At 69.9% G+C, this 13,355-nt stretch carries 16 protein-coding genes; 7 read left to right on the forward strand and 9 right to left on the reverse strand.

The features are described 5' to 3' along the window. Nucleotides 1-42: 42 nt before the first annotated feature. On the forward strand, nt 43-1,524 hold the full coding sequence (gene dnaB / locus ACIRFH_RS06625; protein ID WP_403517531.1) for a replicative DNA helicase: 1,482 nt from the start codon (nt 43-45) through the stop codon (nt 1,522-1,524). A 39-nt stretch (nt 1,525-1,563) separates the two neighbouring features. Here dnaB and ACIRFH_RS06630 read toward each other — a convergent pair whose 3' ends face one another. Beyond that, nucleotides 1,564-2,673, reverse strand: a complete 1,110-nt coding sequence (locus ACIRFH_RS06630; protein WP_403517533.1) for an FAD-dependent oxidoreductase — start codon at nt 2,671-2,673, stop codon at nt 1,564-1,566. Nucleotides 2,674-2,743: 70 nt separating this feature from the next. On the opposite strand from ACIRFH_RS06630, the gene ACIRFH_RS06635 reads away from it, so the two are divergent. Both ACIRFH_RS06635 and ACIRFH_RS06640 read left to right on the forward strand, forming a co-directional pair. Beyond that, nucleotides 2,744-3,424, forward strand: a complete 681-nt coding sequence (locus ACIRFH_RS06635) for a TetR/AcrR family transcriptional regulator (protein WP_403517775.1) — start codon at nt 2,744-2,746, stop codon at nt 3,422-3,424. A 73-nt stretch (nt 3,425-3,497) separates the two neighbouring features. After that, the gene (locus tag ACIRFH_RS06640) at nt 3,498-4,883 is read left to right on the forward strand and encodes a serine hydrolase domain-containing protein (protein WP_403517535.1); all 1,386 of its coding nucleotides are present in this window, start codon (nt 3,498-3,500) and stop codon (nt 4,881-4,883) included. 65 nt (nt 4,884-4,948) lie between these two features. On the opposite strand, the gene ACIRFH_RS06645 is transcribed toward ACIRFH_RS06640, so the two are convergent. Beyond that, nucleotides 4,949-5,401 (reverse strand): GNAT family N-acetyltransferase, encoded by a 453-nt coding sequence (locus ACIRFH_RS06645; RefSeq protein ID WP_403517537.1) that lies wholly within the window; start codon nt 5,399-5,401, stop codon nt 4,949-4,951. A gap of 53 nt (nt 5,402-5,454) precedes the next feature. Next, nucleotides 5,455-5,919: a MarR family winged helix-turn-helix transcriptional regulator gene (locus ACIRFH_RS06650; RefSeq protein ID WP_403517539.1), complete on the reverse strand. Its 465-nt coding sequence runs from the start codon at nt 5,917-5,919 to the stop codon at nt 5,455-5,457. A gap of 138 nt (nt 5,920-6,057) precedes the next feature. On the opposite strand from ACIRFH_RS06650, the gene ACIRFH_RS06655 reads away from it, so the two are divergent. After that, a complete protein-coding gene (locus ACIRFH_RS06655; protein WP_403517541.1) occupies nt 6,058-7,266 on the forward strand; it encodes an MFS transporter in 1,209 nt (402 codons plus the stop codon). Nucleotides 7,267-7,386: 120 nt separating this feature from the next. Then, a complete protein-coding gene (locus ACIRFH_RS06660) occupies nt 7,387-7,815 on the forward strand; it encodes a heme-binding protein (protein ID WP_403517544.1) in 429 nt (142 codons plus the stop codon). A 28-nt stretch (nt 7,816-7,843) separates the two neighbouring features. Here ACIRFH_RS06660 and ACIRFH_RS06665 read toward each other — a convergent pair whose 3' ends face one another. The 6 genes from ACIRFH_RS06665 to ACIRFH_RS06690 all read right to left on the reverse strand — a co-directional run bounded on the left by ACIRFH_RS06665 (nt 7,844) and on the right by ACIRFH_RS06690 (nt 12,579). After that, the gene (locus ACIRFH_RS06665) at nt 7,844-8,710 is read right to left on the reverse strand and encodes a GNAT family N-acetyltransferase (protein ID WP_403517546.1); all 867 of its coding nucleotides are present in this window, start codon (nt 8,708-8,710) and stop codon (nt 7,844-7,846) included. A 143-nt stretch (nt 8,711-8,853) separates the two neighbouring features. Beyond that, a complete protein-coding gene (locus ACIRFH_RS06670; protein WP_403517548.1) occupies nt 8,854-9,336 on the reverse strand; it encodes an NUDIX domain-containing protein in 483 nt (160 codons plus the stop codon). A 52-nt stretch (nt 9,337-9,388) separates the two neighbouring features. Further along, nucleotides 9,389-10,294: a LysR family transcriptional regulator gene (locus ACIRFH_RS06675; protein ID WP_403517550.1), complete on the reverse strand. Its 906-nt coding sequence runs from the start codon at nt 10,292-10,294 to the stop codon at nt 9,389-9,391. 239 nt (nt 10,295-10,533) lie between these two features. Next, on the reverse strand, nt 10,534-11,706 hold the full coding sequence (locus tag ACIRFH_RS06680) for a cystathionine gamma-lyase (RefSeq protein ID WP_403517552.1): 1,173 nt from the start codon (nt 11,704-11,706) through the stop codon (nt 10,534-10,536). Further along, entirely contained in the window at nt 11,703-12,197 is a 495-nt protein-coding gene (locus ACIRFH_RS06685; protein ID WP_403517553.1) for a low molecular weight protein-tyrosine-phosphatase, read from the reverse strand. Before ACIRFH_RS06685 ends, ACIRFH_RS06680 begins: the two co-directional genes overlap by 4 nt. A 4-nt stretch (nt 12,198-12,201) precedes the next feature. Next, nucleotides 12,202-12,579, reverse strand: coding sequence for a phage holin family protein (locus ACIRFH_RS06690; RefSeq protein ID WP_403517555.1), 378 nt, complete (start codon nt 12,577-12,579; stop codon nt 12,202-12,204). A 59-nt stretch (nt 12,580-12,638) separates the two neighbouring features. Here ACIRFH_RS06690 and ACIRFH_RS06695 point away from each other — a divergent pair, with 59 nt between their 5' ends. Together ACIRFH_RS06695 and ACIRFH_RS06700 are read left to right on the forward strand one after the other, a co-directional pair. Beyond that, nucleotides 12,639-12,956: a cupin domain-containing protein gene (locus ACIRFH_RS06695; protein WP_077798142.1), complete on the forward strand. Its 318-nt coding sequence runs from the start codon at nt 12,639-12,641 to the stop codon at nt 12,954-12,956. Between the two features lie 174 nt (nt 12,957-13,130). Beyond that, complete coding sequence (locus tag ACIRFH_RS06700) at nt 13,131-13,343, forward strand: DUF5326 family protein (RefSeq protein WP_403517557.1); 213 nt, start codon at nt 13,131-13,133, stop codon at nt 13,341-13,343. The last annotated feature ends 12 nt before the right edge of the window (nt 13,344-13,355 follow it).

Here is a 13,355-nt window from a genome sequence, read left to right on the forward strand (position 1 = left end):
AGCACGGCGAGGTCCGCGCGGCGGACGGGAGGAGGTGGCTCGGTGAGCATTTCCGAGCCCTTGGACGACCCGTGGGCCGACAGCGGTCCCAGTGATCGTCTGCCTGTTTCCCGCCGTCGCGGTGACAGCGTCAGGAGCCGTGACGACCAGCACGAGCGCGGCCGGGACAACGGCGCGTGGGACGGCGCGGGACCGTCCGCGTTCGAGCGGGTGCCACCGCAGGACCTGGAGGCCGAGCAGTCCGTTCTCGGCGGCATGCTGCTGTCCAAGGACGCCATCGCGGACGTCGTCGAGATCCTCAAGGGACACGACTTCTACAAGCCGGCCCACGAGACGATCTACCAGGCGATCCTCGACATCTACGCCAAGGGGGAGCCGGCCGACCCCATCACTATCGCCGCCGAGCTCACCAAACGCGGTGAGATCAACAAGGTCGGCGGTGCCTCGTACCTGCACACGCTCGTCCAGACCGTGCCCACGGCCGCGAACGCCGCGTACTACGCGGAGATCGTGCACGAGCGTGCCGTCCTGCGCCGCCTGGTGGAGGCCGGCACCCGGATCACGCAGATGGGATACGCGGCCGACGACGACGTGGACGAGATCGTCAACCGTGCCCAGGCCGAGATCTACGCAGTCACCGAGCAGCGCACCAGCGAGGACTACCTGCCGCTCGGCGACATCATGGAGGGCGCGCTCGACGAGATCGAGGCGATCGGATCGCGCAGCGGCGAGATGACCGGTGTGCCCACCGGGTTCACCGACTTCGACTCGCTCACCAACGGCCTGCACCCGGGCCAGATGATCGTCATCGCCGCGCGTCCCGCCATGGGCAAGTCGACGCTCGCGCTGGACTTCGCGCGGGCGGCCTCGATCAAGAACAACCTGCCGAGCGTCATCTTCTCGCTCGAAATGGGACGCAACGAGATCGCGATGCGTCTGCTGTCCGCCGAGGCCCGGGTCGCGCTGCATCACATGCGGTCGGGCACGATGACGGACGACGACTGGACGCGTCTGGCCCGCCGGATGCCGGACGTCTCGGCCGCACCGCTCTACATCGACGACTCCCCGAACCTGTCGATGATGGAGATCCGAGCCAAGTGCCGCCGGCTCAAGCAGCGCAACGATCTCAAGCTGGTGGTCATCGATTATCTCCAGCTGATGCAGTCCGGCGGATCCAAGCGTGCCGAGAGCCGCCAGCAGGAGGTCTCGGACATGTCCCGTAACCTCAAGCTCCTGGCCAAGGAGCTGGAGATTCCCGTCATCGCGCTCTCCCAGCTGAACCGTGGTCCCGAGCAGCGCACCGACAAGAAGCCGATGGTGTCCGACCTGCGTGAGTCCGGCTCCATCGAGCAGGACGCGGACATGGTGATCCTGCTGCACCGTGAGGACGCCTACGAGAAGGAGTCGCCGCGCGCGGGCGAGGCCGACCTGATCGTGGCCAAGCACCGAAACGGCCCGACGGCGACCATCACGGTCGCCTTCCAGGGCCACTACTCTCGGTTCGTGGACATGGCGCAGATCTGACCTACGGCTCGGGGAAGCAGGGTGGGCCAGCCGCTGGTTTCAGCCGGGCTGGAAGAAGGTGAGCAATTTCCGGGCGGCGTCCGGTGACGTCAGCACCTCCTGCATGTCCGCGGACATCCGGGCGGCAGCTCCGGTGCGTTCGAACATCTCACGTTCGTATTCTTTGACGGCGGCGGGAAAGTCGTCCGGACGCGCGGCCAGCGCGAGACCGAGCGCGGCACCGTCGAGCAGCGCCATGTTGGCCCCCTCTCCCACCGGCGGCATCAGGTGCGCGGCATCGCCGAGCAGAGTGACGCCTGGCGTCGACGGCCAGGTCAGACCGACCGGGAGAGCGCTGATCGGCCGTGGTACGACCGTATCGTCGCAGGCTGCGATCAGCGCGGTGAACCGTGAGTCCCAGCCGGGGAGCAGGTCGATCAGCCGTGCCCGGGCGGCGGCCGGATCCCCGAACGGGATGCCACTGGTAGCGAACCAGTCCTCAGCGGTGCCGTAGAAGCTGATGCCGATGCGAACGCGACCGTCGCCGTTGCGCTGAGCCGCGAGGGACAGACCGTTGCCGAGCACCCAGTAATTGCCGCGCCCGACCATCGCCGCGAGGTCGGGGTGCGTACGGTCGATGTCGGGAATGCCGATCTCGACGACGTTCTGGCCTATATGTGCGGGGCGGGCATCGGTGACCAGCGCACGGACCCGGGAGTGCGCGCCATCCGCGCCGACCAGCAGGTCGTACGTCGCGCTGCTGCCGTCGGCGAAGCGCAGCAGTCCGTTGTCGGCGGACGTGAACGCGTGTCCCCAGCGCACCGCGTCTTCGGGGAGGGAATCCAGCAGCAGGTCGCGCAGATCGGCGCGGTCGACCTCGGGACGCTCGAGCGGAGCGTCGTCGGGCGTGACCTCCTGGAGCAGCAGAGTGCCGTCCGGCTCGAGGAGGCGCATGTCCTGACCTGCGCCACGGGCGATCGTGGAGAACTGGTCGATCAGTCCGGCCTCGCGCAGCGCCCGTTGGCCGGAGTGGATGTCGAGCATGCCGCCCTGATCGCGCGCACCACGCGACGGCTCTCGTTCGTACACAACGGAATCCATGCCGTTCACATGCAGCACACGGGCCAGGGCCAGGCCGCCGAGGCCCGCTCCGACGATGGCGATGGTCATGGTTGTCCCCCTTTGATACGCCGTACAGGCTGATACAGCGTATCGACCCATGCGATGTATGGTGAGCGGCATGTTGGTGTGGGAGCGGCCGGAGCCACCGAATCGACCCGTGCCGGCTCCGCTGAATCGCGAGCGGATCGTGCGAGCGGCGATCCAGTTGGCCGACGCGGACGGCCTGGAGGCGGTGTCGCTGCGCAAGGTCGCCGCCGTGCTGGGCGTCGGGCCGATGCGGCTGTACAGCTACATCGCCGGCAAGGAGGAGTTGCTCGACCTGATGGTCGACGCGGTCCACGCCGAGATCCGACCGGTCGGAGACGACTGGCGAGAGGTGCTCGGGTCTCTTGCCGAAGCCACTCGGAACGCCGCTCACGAGCACGAATGGCTCGCCGATCTCCTGGGCGGCCGTCCCCAGCTCGGACCGCACGCGCTGGCCACCGGGGAGACCGTGGTGGCCGCACTGGGCGGCGTCGACGTGGACGCCGTCATGCCGGTGGTGGCCGCAGTCAACGCGTACGTGATCGGCGCGGTGCGTCGGGAGATCGCCGAGCGGCGTGCCGAGCGGACCACCGGGATGGACGAGAAGCGCTGGCAGGCCTCACTCGGGCCCTATCTGGAGCGGACGTTCGCCACCGGCCGGTTCCCCGCGCTGGCCACGGTGGTACGCGATGCCGACCACGCGGACGCCGACCACACTTTCCGGATCGGCCTCGACTTCCTGCTCGATGGCATCGAAGCGCGCATCTCGAAGTGATGCGCGGTCGAATGACCGGACCAGCGGGGAAAAGAGGTCGACGCGGGGTGCGCGGCCAGGTGGACTGAGGGGCATGACGACACCTCAGGAAGAGCTGCTTCCCGCCACCCGCCGGGCGCTGCTGCACCGGATCGCCGTCGCCCAGGCCGAAGGGCGTACGCCGTCGCTCGTCGCCGCGGTGGTGCGGGACGGACGGACCGTGTGGCACGGGGCGCGGACGTCGGTGGACGGGCACGGTCCGGACGAGAACGTGCAGTACCGGATCGGTTCGATCACCAAGACCTTCACCGCCGTACTCGTCCTGCGGCTGCGCGACGAGGGCATGCTCGACCTCGAAGACCGGCTGGAGAAGCATCTGCCGGGCACGGGAGCGGGGGAGGCCACGATCGCCGGGCTCCTCGCGCACACCGGGGGCCTGGCCGCCGAGTCCCCCGCGCCGTGGTGGGAACGAACCCCCGGCTCTCTGCGCCCCGAACTGGCCGATGTGCTGGGCGAACGGCCCCTCCTGCATCCGGTGGGCCGCCGGCACCACTACTCCAACCCCGGCTACACCCTGCTCGGCGCGCTGGTCGAGCGACTGCGGGGGGCTCCGTGGGAGGACGTGCTGCGTCGGGAGGTGTTGGAGCCACTGGGCCTGGGGCGTACGACCACGCGTCCGCAGGCGCCTCACGCCGGGGGCTGGGCGGTGCATCCGTGGGCCGACGTGATGCTGGCGGAGCCCGCCGAGGACCTCGGGCGGATGGCCCCGGCCGGTCAGCTCTGGTCCACCACCGGGGACCTGGCACGGTTCGCAGCCTTCCTGGCGAAGGGCGACGACAAGGTGCTGAGCGCCGAGTCGGTGCGGGAGATGCGGACGCCCGCGGCGCCGGCCGAGGCCGTGGACGTCGCAGACGGGGTGACGTACGGACTGGGCCTGCAGATCCAGCACCGGGACGGACGGCTGCTCGTGGGCCACTCCGGCTCCCTGCCGGGGTTTCTGGCCAACCTCACCATCGGCGTCGAGGACGACGTGGCGGCGGTCGTGCTGACCAACTGCACCTCCGGGCCGCTGACGGCCGGGGTGGGTGCCGACCTCGTACGGATCGTCGCCGAGGCCGAACCACGGATCCCGGAGCCATGGCGGCCGCTGCCGGACGTCGACGCCTCCGTGCTGGAGCTGACCGGACAGTGGTACTGGGGAACCCATGCCTTCGCGCTGCGGCTGACACCCGCCGGGGGAGTCTCGCTGGAGCCGCTGTCGGGTCAGGGCCGCCGCTCGCGCTTCCGGGCGAACGGTGACGGCACCTGGACGGGGTTGGAGGGTTACTACGCCGGTGAACTGCTGCGGGTCGTGCGGCGCCCGGACGGGACCGTGAGTCATCTGGACCTCGGGTCGTTCGTTTTCACACGCCGGCCCTATGACGAAGGGGATTCCGTGCCGGGAGGAGTGGACCCGGAGGGCTGGCGAGGCATCGGTTAGGCGACGCCGACGGCCGAGGGATGCGCTGTTTCACGTGAAACAGCGCATCCCTCGGCCGCACCACGTCAGAGCTGGAGCTTGAAGCCCGTGTGCGAGGCCGAGAAACCGAGGCGTTCGTAGAAGCGGTGGGCGTCCGTGCGGGTCTTGTCGGAGGTGAGCTGGACCAGGTGGCACCCCTGTCGGCGCGATTCGGCGACGGCCCACTCGATGAGCCGGGTGCCCAGACCGCTGCCCCGCTCGTCGGCGTGGACGCGTACGCCCTCGATGATCGACCGCGTCGCACCGCGCCGGGAGAGGCCGGGGACGACGGTCAGCTGGAGCGTGCCGACGACACGGTCCTCGCGGACGGCGACGACCAGGTGCTGATGGGGGTCGGTGCTGAGCCGTTCGAAGGCGGCGAGATAGGGACTCAGGTCGTCCGGTGACTCACGCTGGGCGCCCAGTGGATCGTCGGCGAGCATGGCGACGACCGCGGGGATGTCGTCCTCGGCGAGGCGCCGTATCTCAAGATCATCCATGACCGCACCCTATGCAGGAAGAAGCGGCGTGGACACGGTCCGCGCCGCTTCGTTCATGCGGGTACCGGTGCCTTGAGGGTCTCCACCGCCCGGACCAGGGGGGCGAGGTCGGGGTTCTTGGCGGCCTCGTCGAGTGCCTCGCGCAGGGCGGCGTCGTTGGTGGGCCGCGCCTCGTTCAGCAGCTTCAGGCCCTCGGCGGTGACGTTGGTGTAGATGCCCCGGCGGTCGGTGGGACAGAGGTAGCGCTCGAGCAACCCGCGGTCCTCGAGCCGGGTGACCAGGCGAGTGGTGGCGCTCTGGCTGAGGACGACGGCGTCGGCGACCTGCTTCATCTGCAGGTGGCCTCCGTCGCCGTCGTGCTGCCGGCTGAGCACGTCGAGCAGGGAGTACTCACGCACGCTCAGGTCGTGCCCGGTCTGCAGGGCGCGCTCGATATGAGCCTCGATCCTCCCGTGCAGCAGGGAGAGGGCGCACCAGCCCTGGGAGAGGGCGGTGAGCGCGGGGTCCGTCGCTGTCATCTGGTTCCTCCGTCCCGGAGCGGCTGAGACAAGGGTAGACCAGGGTCGCAATTTCCGGCGATTGCAATTAACCCGCGCATGCAACTATTGTGGGCGCACGCAAAGCGCTCCTGCAATCTTCTGGGAAGGTGCACCCCCATGCCTCTCGCGCTTCTGGCCCTCGCGATCGGGGCCTTCGGAATCGGAACCACCGAGTTCGTGATCATGGGCTTGTTGCCCGAGGTCGCGAGCGACTACGGGGTCTCCATCCCCACCGCCGGCTTCCTGGTGACCGGCTACGCGCTCGGCGTGATGTTCGGCGCGCCGCTGATGACCGTGCTCGGCACCAAGATTCCGCGCAAGCGGATGCTGATGCTGCTGATGGGCCTGTTCATCGTCGGCAACCTGCTCTCCGCCCTGGCCCCCGCGTTCTCCGTCATGCTGATCGGACGCGTGGTCGCCTCACTCGCCCACGGTGCCTTCTTCGGCATCGGCTCGGTCGTCGCGGCCGACCTGGTCGCCCCGGACAAGAGGGCCGGAGCGATCGCGATGATGTTCACGGGTCTGACCGTCGCCAATGTCGTGGGCGTCCCGCTGGGCACCCTGGTCGGGCAGTCGGTCGGCTGGCGCGTCACCTTCGCCCTCGTCGCCGCGCTCGGTGTCCTCGGCCTGGCCGGCGTCGCCAAGCTGGTTCCCGACATGCCCAAGCCGGAGGGCGTGCGACTGCGGCACGAGCTCGCCGCCTTCAAGAACGCCCAGGTCCTGCTCGCGATGGCGATGACCGTCCTCGGTTTCGGTGGCGTCTTCGCGGCCATCACCTACATCGCGCCGATGATGACGCACGTCGCGGGCTTCGCCGACGGCTCGGTCACCTGGCTGCTGGTTCTCTTCGGGCTCGGCATGGTCGGTGGCAACCTCGTCGGCGGACGGTTCGCCGACCGCGCCCTGATGCCCATGCTGTACGTCTCCCTGGGCGCCCTGGCCGTCGTGCTCGCCCTCTTCACGCTGACCGCGCACAACAAGGTCACGGCAGCCGGAACGATCGTCCTGATCGGTGCCCTGGGCTTCGCCACCGTGCCGCCGCTGCAAAAGCGTGTCCTCGACCACGCACACGGCGCCCCGACGCTGGCCTCGGCCGTGAACATCGGCGCCTTCAACCTCGGCAACGCGCTGTCCGCCTGGCTCGGCGGTGTCGTCATCGCCGCGGGCCTCGGCTACACCGCGCCCAACTGGGTCGGCGCCGGCCTCGCCGCCGCGGCCCTGGCCCTCGCCCTCGTCTCAGCCGCCCTCGAACGGCGCGACGGCACGTCCGGGACGGTCGTCGCGGGCTCCGTACCCACCGAACAGCGCACCGCCGTGACCCACTGAGCCGCCCGGGCAACCGGGCCGCCGCGGCGCGGGGACAGGGCCGTCTCCGCGGTCAGCGAATCCATCCCACCCCGGCCCGACCGGGGTTCGGCACTACCAGCAACAACCAGGAGAACTTCCATGAGCACCACCACCGGCACCGCCGTCGCCCCGCTGTCCACCCAGGACGCCGAAAGCCTCGTCGCGACGGCCCACCGTGCCGCCGAGGCGGCAGGGGTCACCGTCAGCGTCACCGTTCTCGACGCCGGCGGCCATCTGCTCGCCTTCCGGCGGGACGACCGCGCCGTGCTGATCTCCGGGGAGACCAGCACCCGCAAGGCCTACACGGCGCTCCAGCTGGACGCCCCCACCGCCGACCTCGTCGACGCCGTGCAGCCCGGAGGTCTCTTCCACACCCTGCCCACCGCGCTCGACCGGCCGCTGCTGTTCATCGCGGGAGGTGTTCCGGTGCACCGGGACGGCCGGCTGATCGGCGCGATCGGGGTCGGCGGCGGTGCGCCGGAGCAGGACCACGCCTTCGCCACGGCCGCGGTGGACGCTCTCGTCTGACGGCACACGCCGTCGTACGGCGCAGACGTCAGCCCGCCGCCACGGTCAGGGGAGCGAACCGCCGCGTCGGGTCCCCGGGCAGCTCCGTGACCCCGTACGTCATGACCGTGTTCGTGGAGAGCGGGGCGAGGCCACGCTCCTGCGCCCATGCCAGCAGCTCTTCGTGCCGTACGTCGATGTCGGTGCGCAGCGGCCGGTCGGTGCGGGCGGCGAGAGAGGTGACGAGCGCCTTGGCCGTCTCGGTGTCGCGGGCGATCAGCGGGCCCACGACGTGGGTGTCCATGTTGGGCCAGGCGGCGGCGTATCCGATGAGCCGGCCCGCCTCCTCGGCCACACGCAGCTGGTCGGTGAAGGCGGGCAGGCGCGTGATGATGTGGGTGCGGTCGGCGCCGAAGACCTCCTCGTCGAGCCGGAGGATGGCGGGCAGGTCCTCCGCGGTGGCCGCCCGGGTGGTGACCCGCGGCTCGGGCCCGCCCGGGGTGAAGCGTCCGCGCACCATCACCGCCCGGCCCGTGCACTTGAAGCCGAGCTCCTCGTAGAGCGGCCGTCCGTTCGGGGTCGCGTGCAGTGTCAGGGGGGTGGCGCCCTGCGCCGAGACGATGTGGCGCATGAGCCTGCGTCCGACGCCCTGGCGGGCATGTCGCCCGGCGACCAGCACCATGCCGACGGCCGCGAGGGACGGCCGCTCGACGGGGCCGTACGCGGTGACGGTGCAGGCGCTGACGAGACCGCCCCCGGGGTCGTCGATGCCGTAGCCCTTCCCGGCGGTGAGGAGGAAGCCCCACTTGTGTTCCTCACGAGGCCACCCCCGGTCCTCGGACAAGTCGGCGCAGGCGGTGAGATCGCGGAGCGTCAGACGGCGGATCGGCAAAGAGGAGAGGGAAGGAGTCACCACGCAGGTCAGGCTGACCGACAGGAACCGTCCGCGTCCACCTCTTTGCGACGGGACGCGTGATCTTTTGGCCATGTCATGGCGGTGCGTACAGTGCCCCGGCACCTGGCGGACGTCTCGCGTTCGGCGGGCCGGTGCCGTGGGCGTCAGCCGAGGTCGGGGGCGTGCATCGCGCGCACACCTTCGATGTTGCCGTCCAGATAGTGCCGCAACGACAGCGGTACGAGGTGGACGGAGGCGATTCCGACCCGGGTGAACGGCACCCGGACGATCTCGTACTCGCCGGCGGGCTCGTCCATCTCGGGGCCGTGCCGCAGTGCCGGATCCATGGATTCCAGGCGACAGACGAAGAAGTGCTGCACCTTCACGCCGGTCGCGCCGCCGTCCTCGCCGATGTGCTCCACCGTGTCCACGAAGCAGGGAACCACATCGGTGATCTTGGCACCCAGCTCCTCGTGCACCTCGCGGTGCAGGGCGTCGACGACAGTCGTGTCCTCCGGTTCGACCCCGCCTCCGGGAGTGACCCAGTAGGGATCGACACCGGGCTTGGTGCGCTTGATCAGAATCAGGTCGTCACCGTCCAGGAGAACGGCGCGGGCGGTGCGCTTGACCACGGGTCGGACGGTCATGGGAGAAATGTGGCCCGGCTGGTTCCACGTGAAACATCGCGGCGTGACCGCCTCAGTCCCAGTCCCCCGCCGCACGCAGCAGCCACTCGTGGGCCCGGGCGATGTGAGGCATCGACAGTGTGCCGGTGCGCACCACCAGAAAGTACGTCCGCAGCGGTGGCACCACCGGATCGTGCAGGGCGACGACGTCCCCGTGTGACAGGGCGCCGGCGCACAGATAGCGGGGCAGCACGGCGAGCCCGGCGCCCGCGATCACGCACGTGAGCACGGCACGCAGGTCGGGGACGACGACGGTCCCCGGGGCGGCGGGGCAGGTGTCGAAGACGGAGGCCCAGTACCGGGTGACGAAGGGCAGCGACTCGTGCACCTCGACCACGGGCACGTGGGCCAGGTCCCGTGCCGAGGTGCGGCGGGGCTCCCCGGCGCCGGTCTGGGCGGCCCAGCGGGGCGCGGCGACCAGGATGTGCTCCTCGTCGCAGAGCGGAGTCGCCGTGAGCAGGGCGCCACGCGGCCGGGCGGTGCCGATGGCCAGATCATGATGTCCGGCGGCCAGTCCCTCCAGTGCCTCCTCGGCGTTCCCGAAGGTGGCACGCAGCGCGAAGCCCTGCCCGGCCTTGCCGGTGAGCTCCGTGAGCGCGGGCAGCGCCCGCTCGGCGGTGAACTCGGGCGGCCCGGCGAGATGCAGGGTCCGTACCGAGGAGTCGTCGTCGACCCCGGTCTCGGCGATCTCCACCAGGGCGTCGAGATGCGGGGCGGCCTTGTGAGCGAGTTCGTCACCGATGGTCGTCGGGGTCACCCCACGGGCCTGCCGCAGGAACAAGGGCCGGCCGAGCTGCCTCTCCAGGGTGCGGATCTGTGAGGTGACGGCAGGCTGGGAGAGGCCGAGCAGGGCGGCGGCGCGGGTGAAGGAACCGGCCCGGTGCACGGTCACGAACGTGCGCAGCAAGGCCAGATCCACGAAAGACCTCCCCCTTCTCTGCCGTTCTCGACGCCGTTCCCGATCCCCGGCCGCGTTCAACTATAAATATGTCGATAGGTCGCTGTCGCTACTGTGATTGGACACTGACACAGAGTCAACTAGCCTTGGTCGCGCGGTTCTTCGCGCGCAGAACCGACAGGACGGTCCGAGCCACGAGGGGGGAGGCTCGGACCGTCCGTCTTTTGGGCCGGGTACCGGTCGGCGGCTGTACGGAGGGCTCAGTCCGCCGACCGCTCCAGCGCACGCAGCAGGTCCGCCACCAGGTCCTCGGGATCCTCCGCACCGACAGAGAGGCGGATGAAGCCCTCCGGTACCGCGTCGCCGCCCCAGCGTCCGCGCCGCTCGGCCGTGGACCGCACCCCGCCGAAGCTCGTCGCGTCGTCCACGAGCCGCAGGGCCTCGAGAAAGCGATCGGCACGCGCGCGTGAGGGCAGCGTGAACGAGACGACACACCCATAACGCCGCATCTGCCGCGAGGCGACCTCGTGCGAGGGATCGTCGGGCAGGCCCGGATACCGCAGACCCGTCACCTCGGGCCGCTCCCGCAGGGCTTCGGCCACCTTCAGCGCGGTGGCGTTCTGCCGGTCGACGCGCAGCTGGAGCGTGGCGATCGAACGGTGCGCGAGCCAGGCCTCCATGGGCCCGGGAATGGCGCCGACGATCTTGCGCCAGCGCCGTACGGCGGCCATGGCCTCGGCGTCGCGGCCGGTGACGTATCCCAGCAGGATGTCACCGTGGCCGGTCAGCTGCTTGGTCCCGCTGGCCACGGAGAAGTCGGCGCCGAGTTCCAGCGGACGCTGTCCGAGCGGCGTGGCGAGCGTGTTGTCGACGGCGACCAGGGCGCCGCGCGCGTGTGCCGCCTCGACGAGCCGCCGGACGTCGCACACATCGAGGCCCGGATTCGACGGCGTCTCGATCCACAGCAGCTTCGCCCCGTCCAGGAGGTCGAGCTGGGCGTCCCCGCCGGTCGGCGCGGTGCGCACCTCGATGCCGTACGTCTCCAGCTGGGCGCGGACCAGTGGTAGTGCTTGGTAACCGTCATCAGGCAGCACGGCCACGTCCCCGGTGCGCAACTGGGAGAGGAGCACCGAGGAGATCGCGGCCATGCCGGAGGCGAACACGAGCGTCTCGACGTCGTCCCGCCCGGGGGCCTCCAGCTCGCCGATGGCGCGTTCGAGGTGGGTCCAGGTGGGGTTCTCGTCGCGCCCGTAGGTGTACGGGCCGGTGGGGTCGCCCGGCAGGTGGAAGTGCGCGGCGAACACGGGGCCGGGCAGGGTCGGCTCGTGCTTGACCGGTTCGGGCAGCCCGGCGCGCACCGCGCGCGTGCCGTCACCGGCGTCGGCGGAGGTGTCCGCGCTCGGTGCTCCCCCGTTGTCAGCGGAATCGTTCATGCCGCCCGTCCTTCCATGTGCTCACGTACCGCGGCGAGCAGCCCGTCGCTCGCCGCCTCCACCATCTCAAGACATTCCTCGAAGCCGTCCACGCCCCCGTAGTAGGGGTCCGGTACGTCGAGGTCCCCGCTGTCGGCGGCGGGGTCGTACGACCGCAGCAGCCGTACTTTGGCCGCGTCCTGCTCCGTGGGCGCGAGCCGCCGCAGTGTCCTGAGGTGGCCCGCGTCGAGGGCGACGACGAGGTCGAGGTGGGCGAACCAGGACGGCTGGAACCGGCGGGCCGTGTGGTCGGTGCCGTAGCCGTTCTCCTTCAGGACGGCCACGGTGCGCGGGTCGGCTCCCTCGCCCTCGTGCCACCCGTCGGTGCCGGCGCTGTCGGCCTCGACGAGACCCTCGAGGCCGGCCTCCGCCACGCGCGCGTGGAAGACGGCCTCGGCCATCGGGGAGCGGCAGATGTTTCCCGTGCACACGAAACAGACGCGGTAGGTCATGGGTTCAGTCCTTGTCGGGCAGGAAGGCGTTGAGGGCCCAGGACACGACCGAGACGATCAGGCCACCCAGGACGGCGGTCCAGAAGCCTTCGACGTGGAAGCTCAGGTCGAGCTTGTCGGCCAGCCATGACGTGAGCAACAGCATGAGCGCGTTGACCACCAGCGTGAACAGGCCGAGCGTGAGGATGAACAGCGGGAAGGTCAGCACCTGCACGACCGGCTTCACCAGCATGTTCACCAGCCCGAACACCAGGGCGACCACGATCAGGGTGACGGCCTTCTCGCCGGTGCTGCCCCCGGTCAGGGTGATCTTGTCGAGCAGCCACACGGCGACCGCCAGGGCGCCCGCGTTGGCGATCGTCTTGACTAGGAAATTCTTCATGTGTCTGATCGTGGCAGACGCGATCGGAAACGAACGGTGAGGCAGGGGCGGACGAGACGATGAAGGCATTCCGGCTGGACGAACTGGAGGCGGAGCGCGCCGCCAACGACGGCGCCTACCTGCAGTTCCTGCGCGAGCGGAACATGTCGGTCGGTCTGTACGCGCTCGACGCGGGCACGGCCGATCCGCAGAAGCCGCACGAGCAGGACGAGGTGTACTTCGTGGTCAGCGGCCGCGCCTCGATCACCGTGGGCCTGGAGACCACCCAGGTCGCCCGCGGCAGCGTGGTCTACGTGCCGGCCGGAGTAGCCCACAAGTTCCACCACATCAGTGAGGATCTGAGGGTGCTCGTGGTGTTCTCTCCCCCCGAGAGCTGAGTCTCGACCCCCGGGTTCCCTAGGGGATCGGTCAGGGGGAGACAAGGGCTGCGAGGGCCCTGCCGGGGTCCTCGCAGCCCTAGCATCGAGTGCAGGACATCAGAGATTCCGAGCGGGATCCCGGGCCATCCAAGGACTCGGCACTCGGGCGGGCGGAAAGGCGGAACGAGGGCGATGCGAGAGATCTTCACGGGACTGCCGTGGTGGGTGAAGTGGGTCGCGGTGCCGGTCATCGCCCTGGTCGTGTTCGGCGGGCTGATCGCCAGTGTGGTCGGCTTCGTGATCGGATTGCTGTTCAAGCTGCTGGTCTTCGTGGCCCTCGTCGGCGGGTTGATCTACGTCATCCGCAAGTTCATGTCGAGCTCCTCGTCACGCAGCGACTGGTGAGAGCACTGGGAT

Origin of the sequence: Streptomyces sp. NPDC093586, from assembly GCF_044764905.1 — a bacterium.
Lineage (GTDB): Bacteria > Actinomycetota > Actinomycetes > Streptomycetales > Streptomycetaceae > Streptomyces.

What these genes read in the sequence shown, in the direction of transcription:
- ACIRFH_RS06690 (WP_403517555.1), bottom strand. Translation starts at nt 12,579, where the DNA reads ATGAAGAATTTCCTAGTCAAGACGATCGCCAACGCGGGCGCCCTGGCG.
- ACIRFH_RS06645 (WP_403517537.1), bottom strand. Translation starts at nt 5,401, where the DNA reads ATGGATGATCTTGAGATACGGCGCCTCGCCGAGGACGACATCCCCGCG.
- ACIRFH_RS06635 (WP_403517775.1), top strand. Translation starts at nt 2,744, where the DNA reads ATGTTGGTGTGGGAGCGGCCGGAGCCACCGAATCGACCCGTGCCGGCT.
- ACIRFH_RS06680 (WP_403517552.1), bottom strand. Translation starts at nt 11,706, where the DNA reads ATGAACGATTCCGCTGACAACGGGGGAGCACCGAGCGCGGACACCTCC.
- ACIRFH_RS06650 (WP_403517539.1), bottom strand. Translation starts at nt 5,919, where the DNA reads ATGACAGCGACGGACCCCGCGCTCACCGCCCTCTCCCAGGGCTGGTGC.
- ACIRFH_RS06670 (WP_403517548.1), bottom strand. Translation starts at nt 9,336, where the DNA reads ATGACCGTCCGACCCGTGGTCAAGCGCACCGCCCGCGCCGTTCTCCTG.
- ACIRFH_RS06630 (WP_403517533.1), bottom strand. Translation starts at nt 2,673, where the DNA reads ATGACCATCGCCATCGTCGGAGCGGGCCTCGGCGGCCTGGCCCTGGCC.
- ACIRFH_RS06685 (WP_403517553.1), bottom strand. Translation starts at nt 12,197, where the DNA reads ATGACCTACCGCGTCTGTTTCGTGTGCACGGGAAACATCTGCCGCTCC.
- ACIRFH_RS06700 (WP_403517557.1), top strand. Translation starts at nt 13,131, where the DNA reads ATGCGAGAGATCTTCACGGGACTGCCGTGGTGGGTGAAGTGGGTCGCG.
- ACIRFH_RS06655 (WP_403517541.1), top strand. Translation starts at nt 6,058, where the DNA reads ATGCCTCTCGCGCTTCTGGCCCTCGCGATCGGGGCCTTCGGAATCGGA.
- ACIRFH_RS06695 (WP_077798142.1), top strand. Translation starts at nt 12,639, where the DNA reads ATGAAGGCATTCCGGCTGGACGAACTGGAGGCGGAGCGCGCCGCCAAC.
- ACIRFH_RS06660 (WP_403517544.1), top strand. Translation starts at nt 7,387, where the DNA reads ATGAGCACCACCACCGGCACCGCCGTCGCCCCGCTGTCCACCCAGGAC.
- ACIRFH_RS06640 (WP_403517535.1), top strand. Translation starts at nt 3,498, where the DNA reads ATGACGACACCTCAGGAAGAGCTGCTTCCCGCCACCCGCCGGGCGCTG.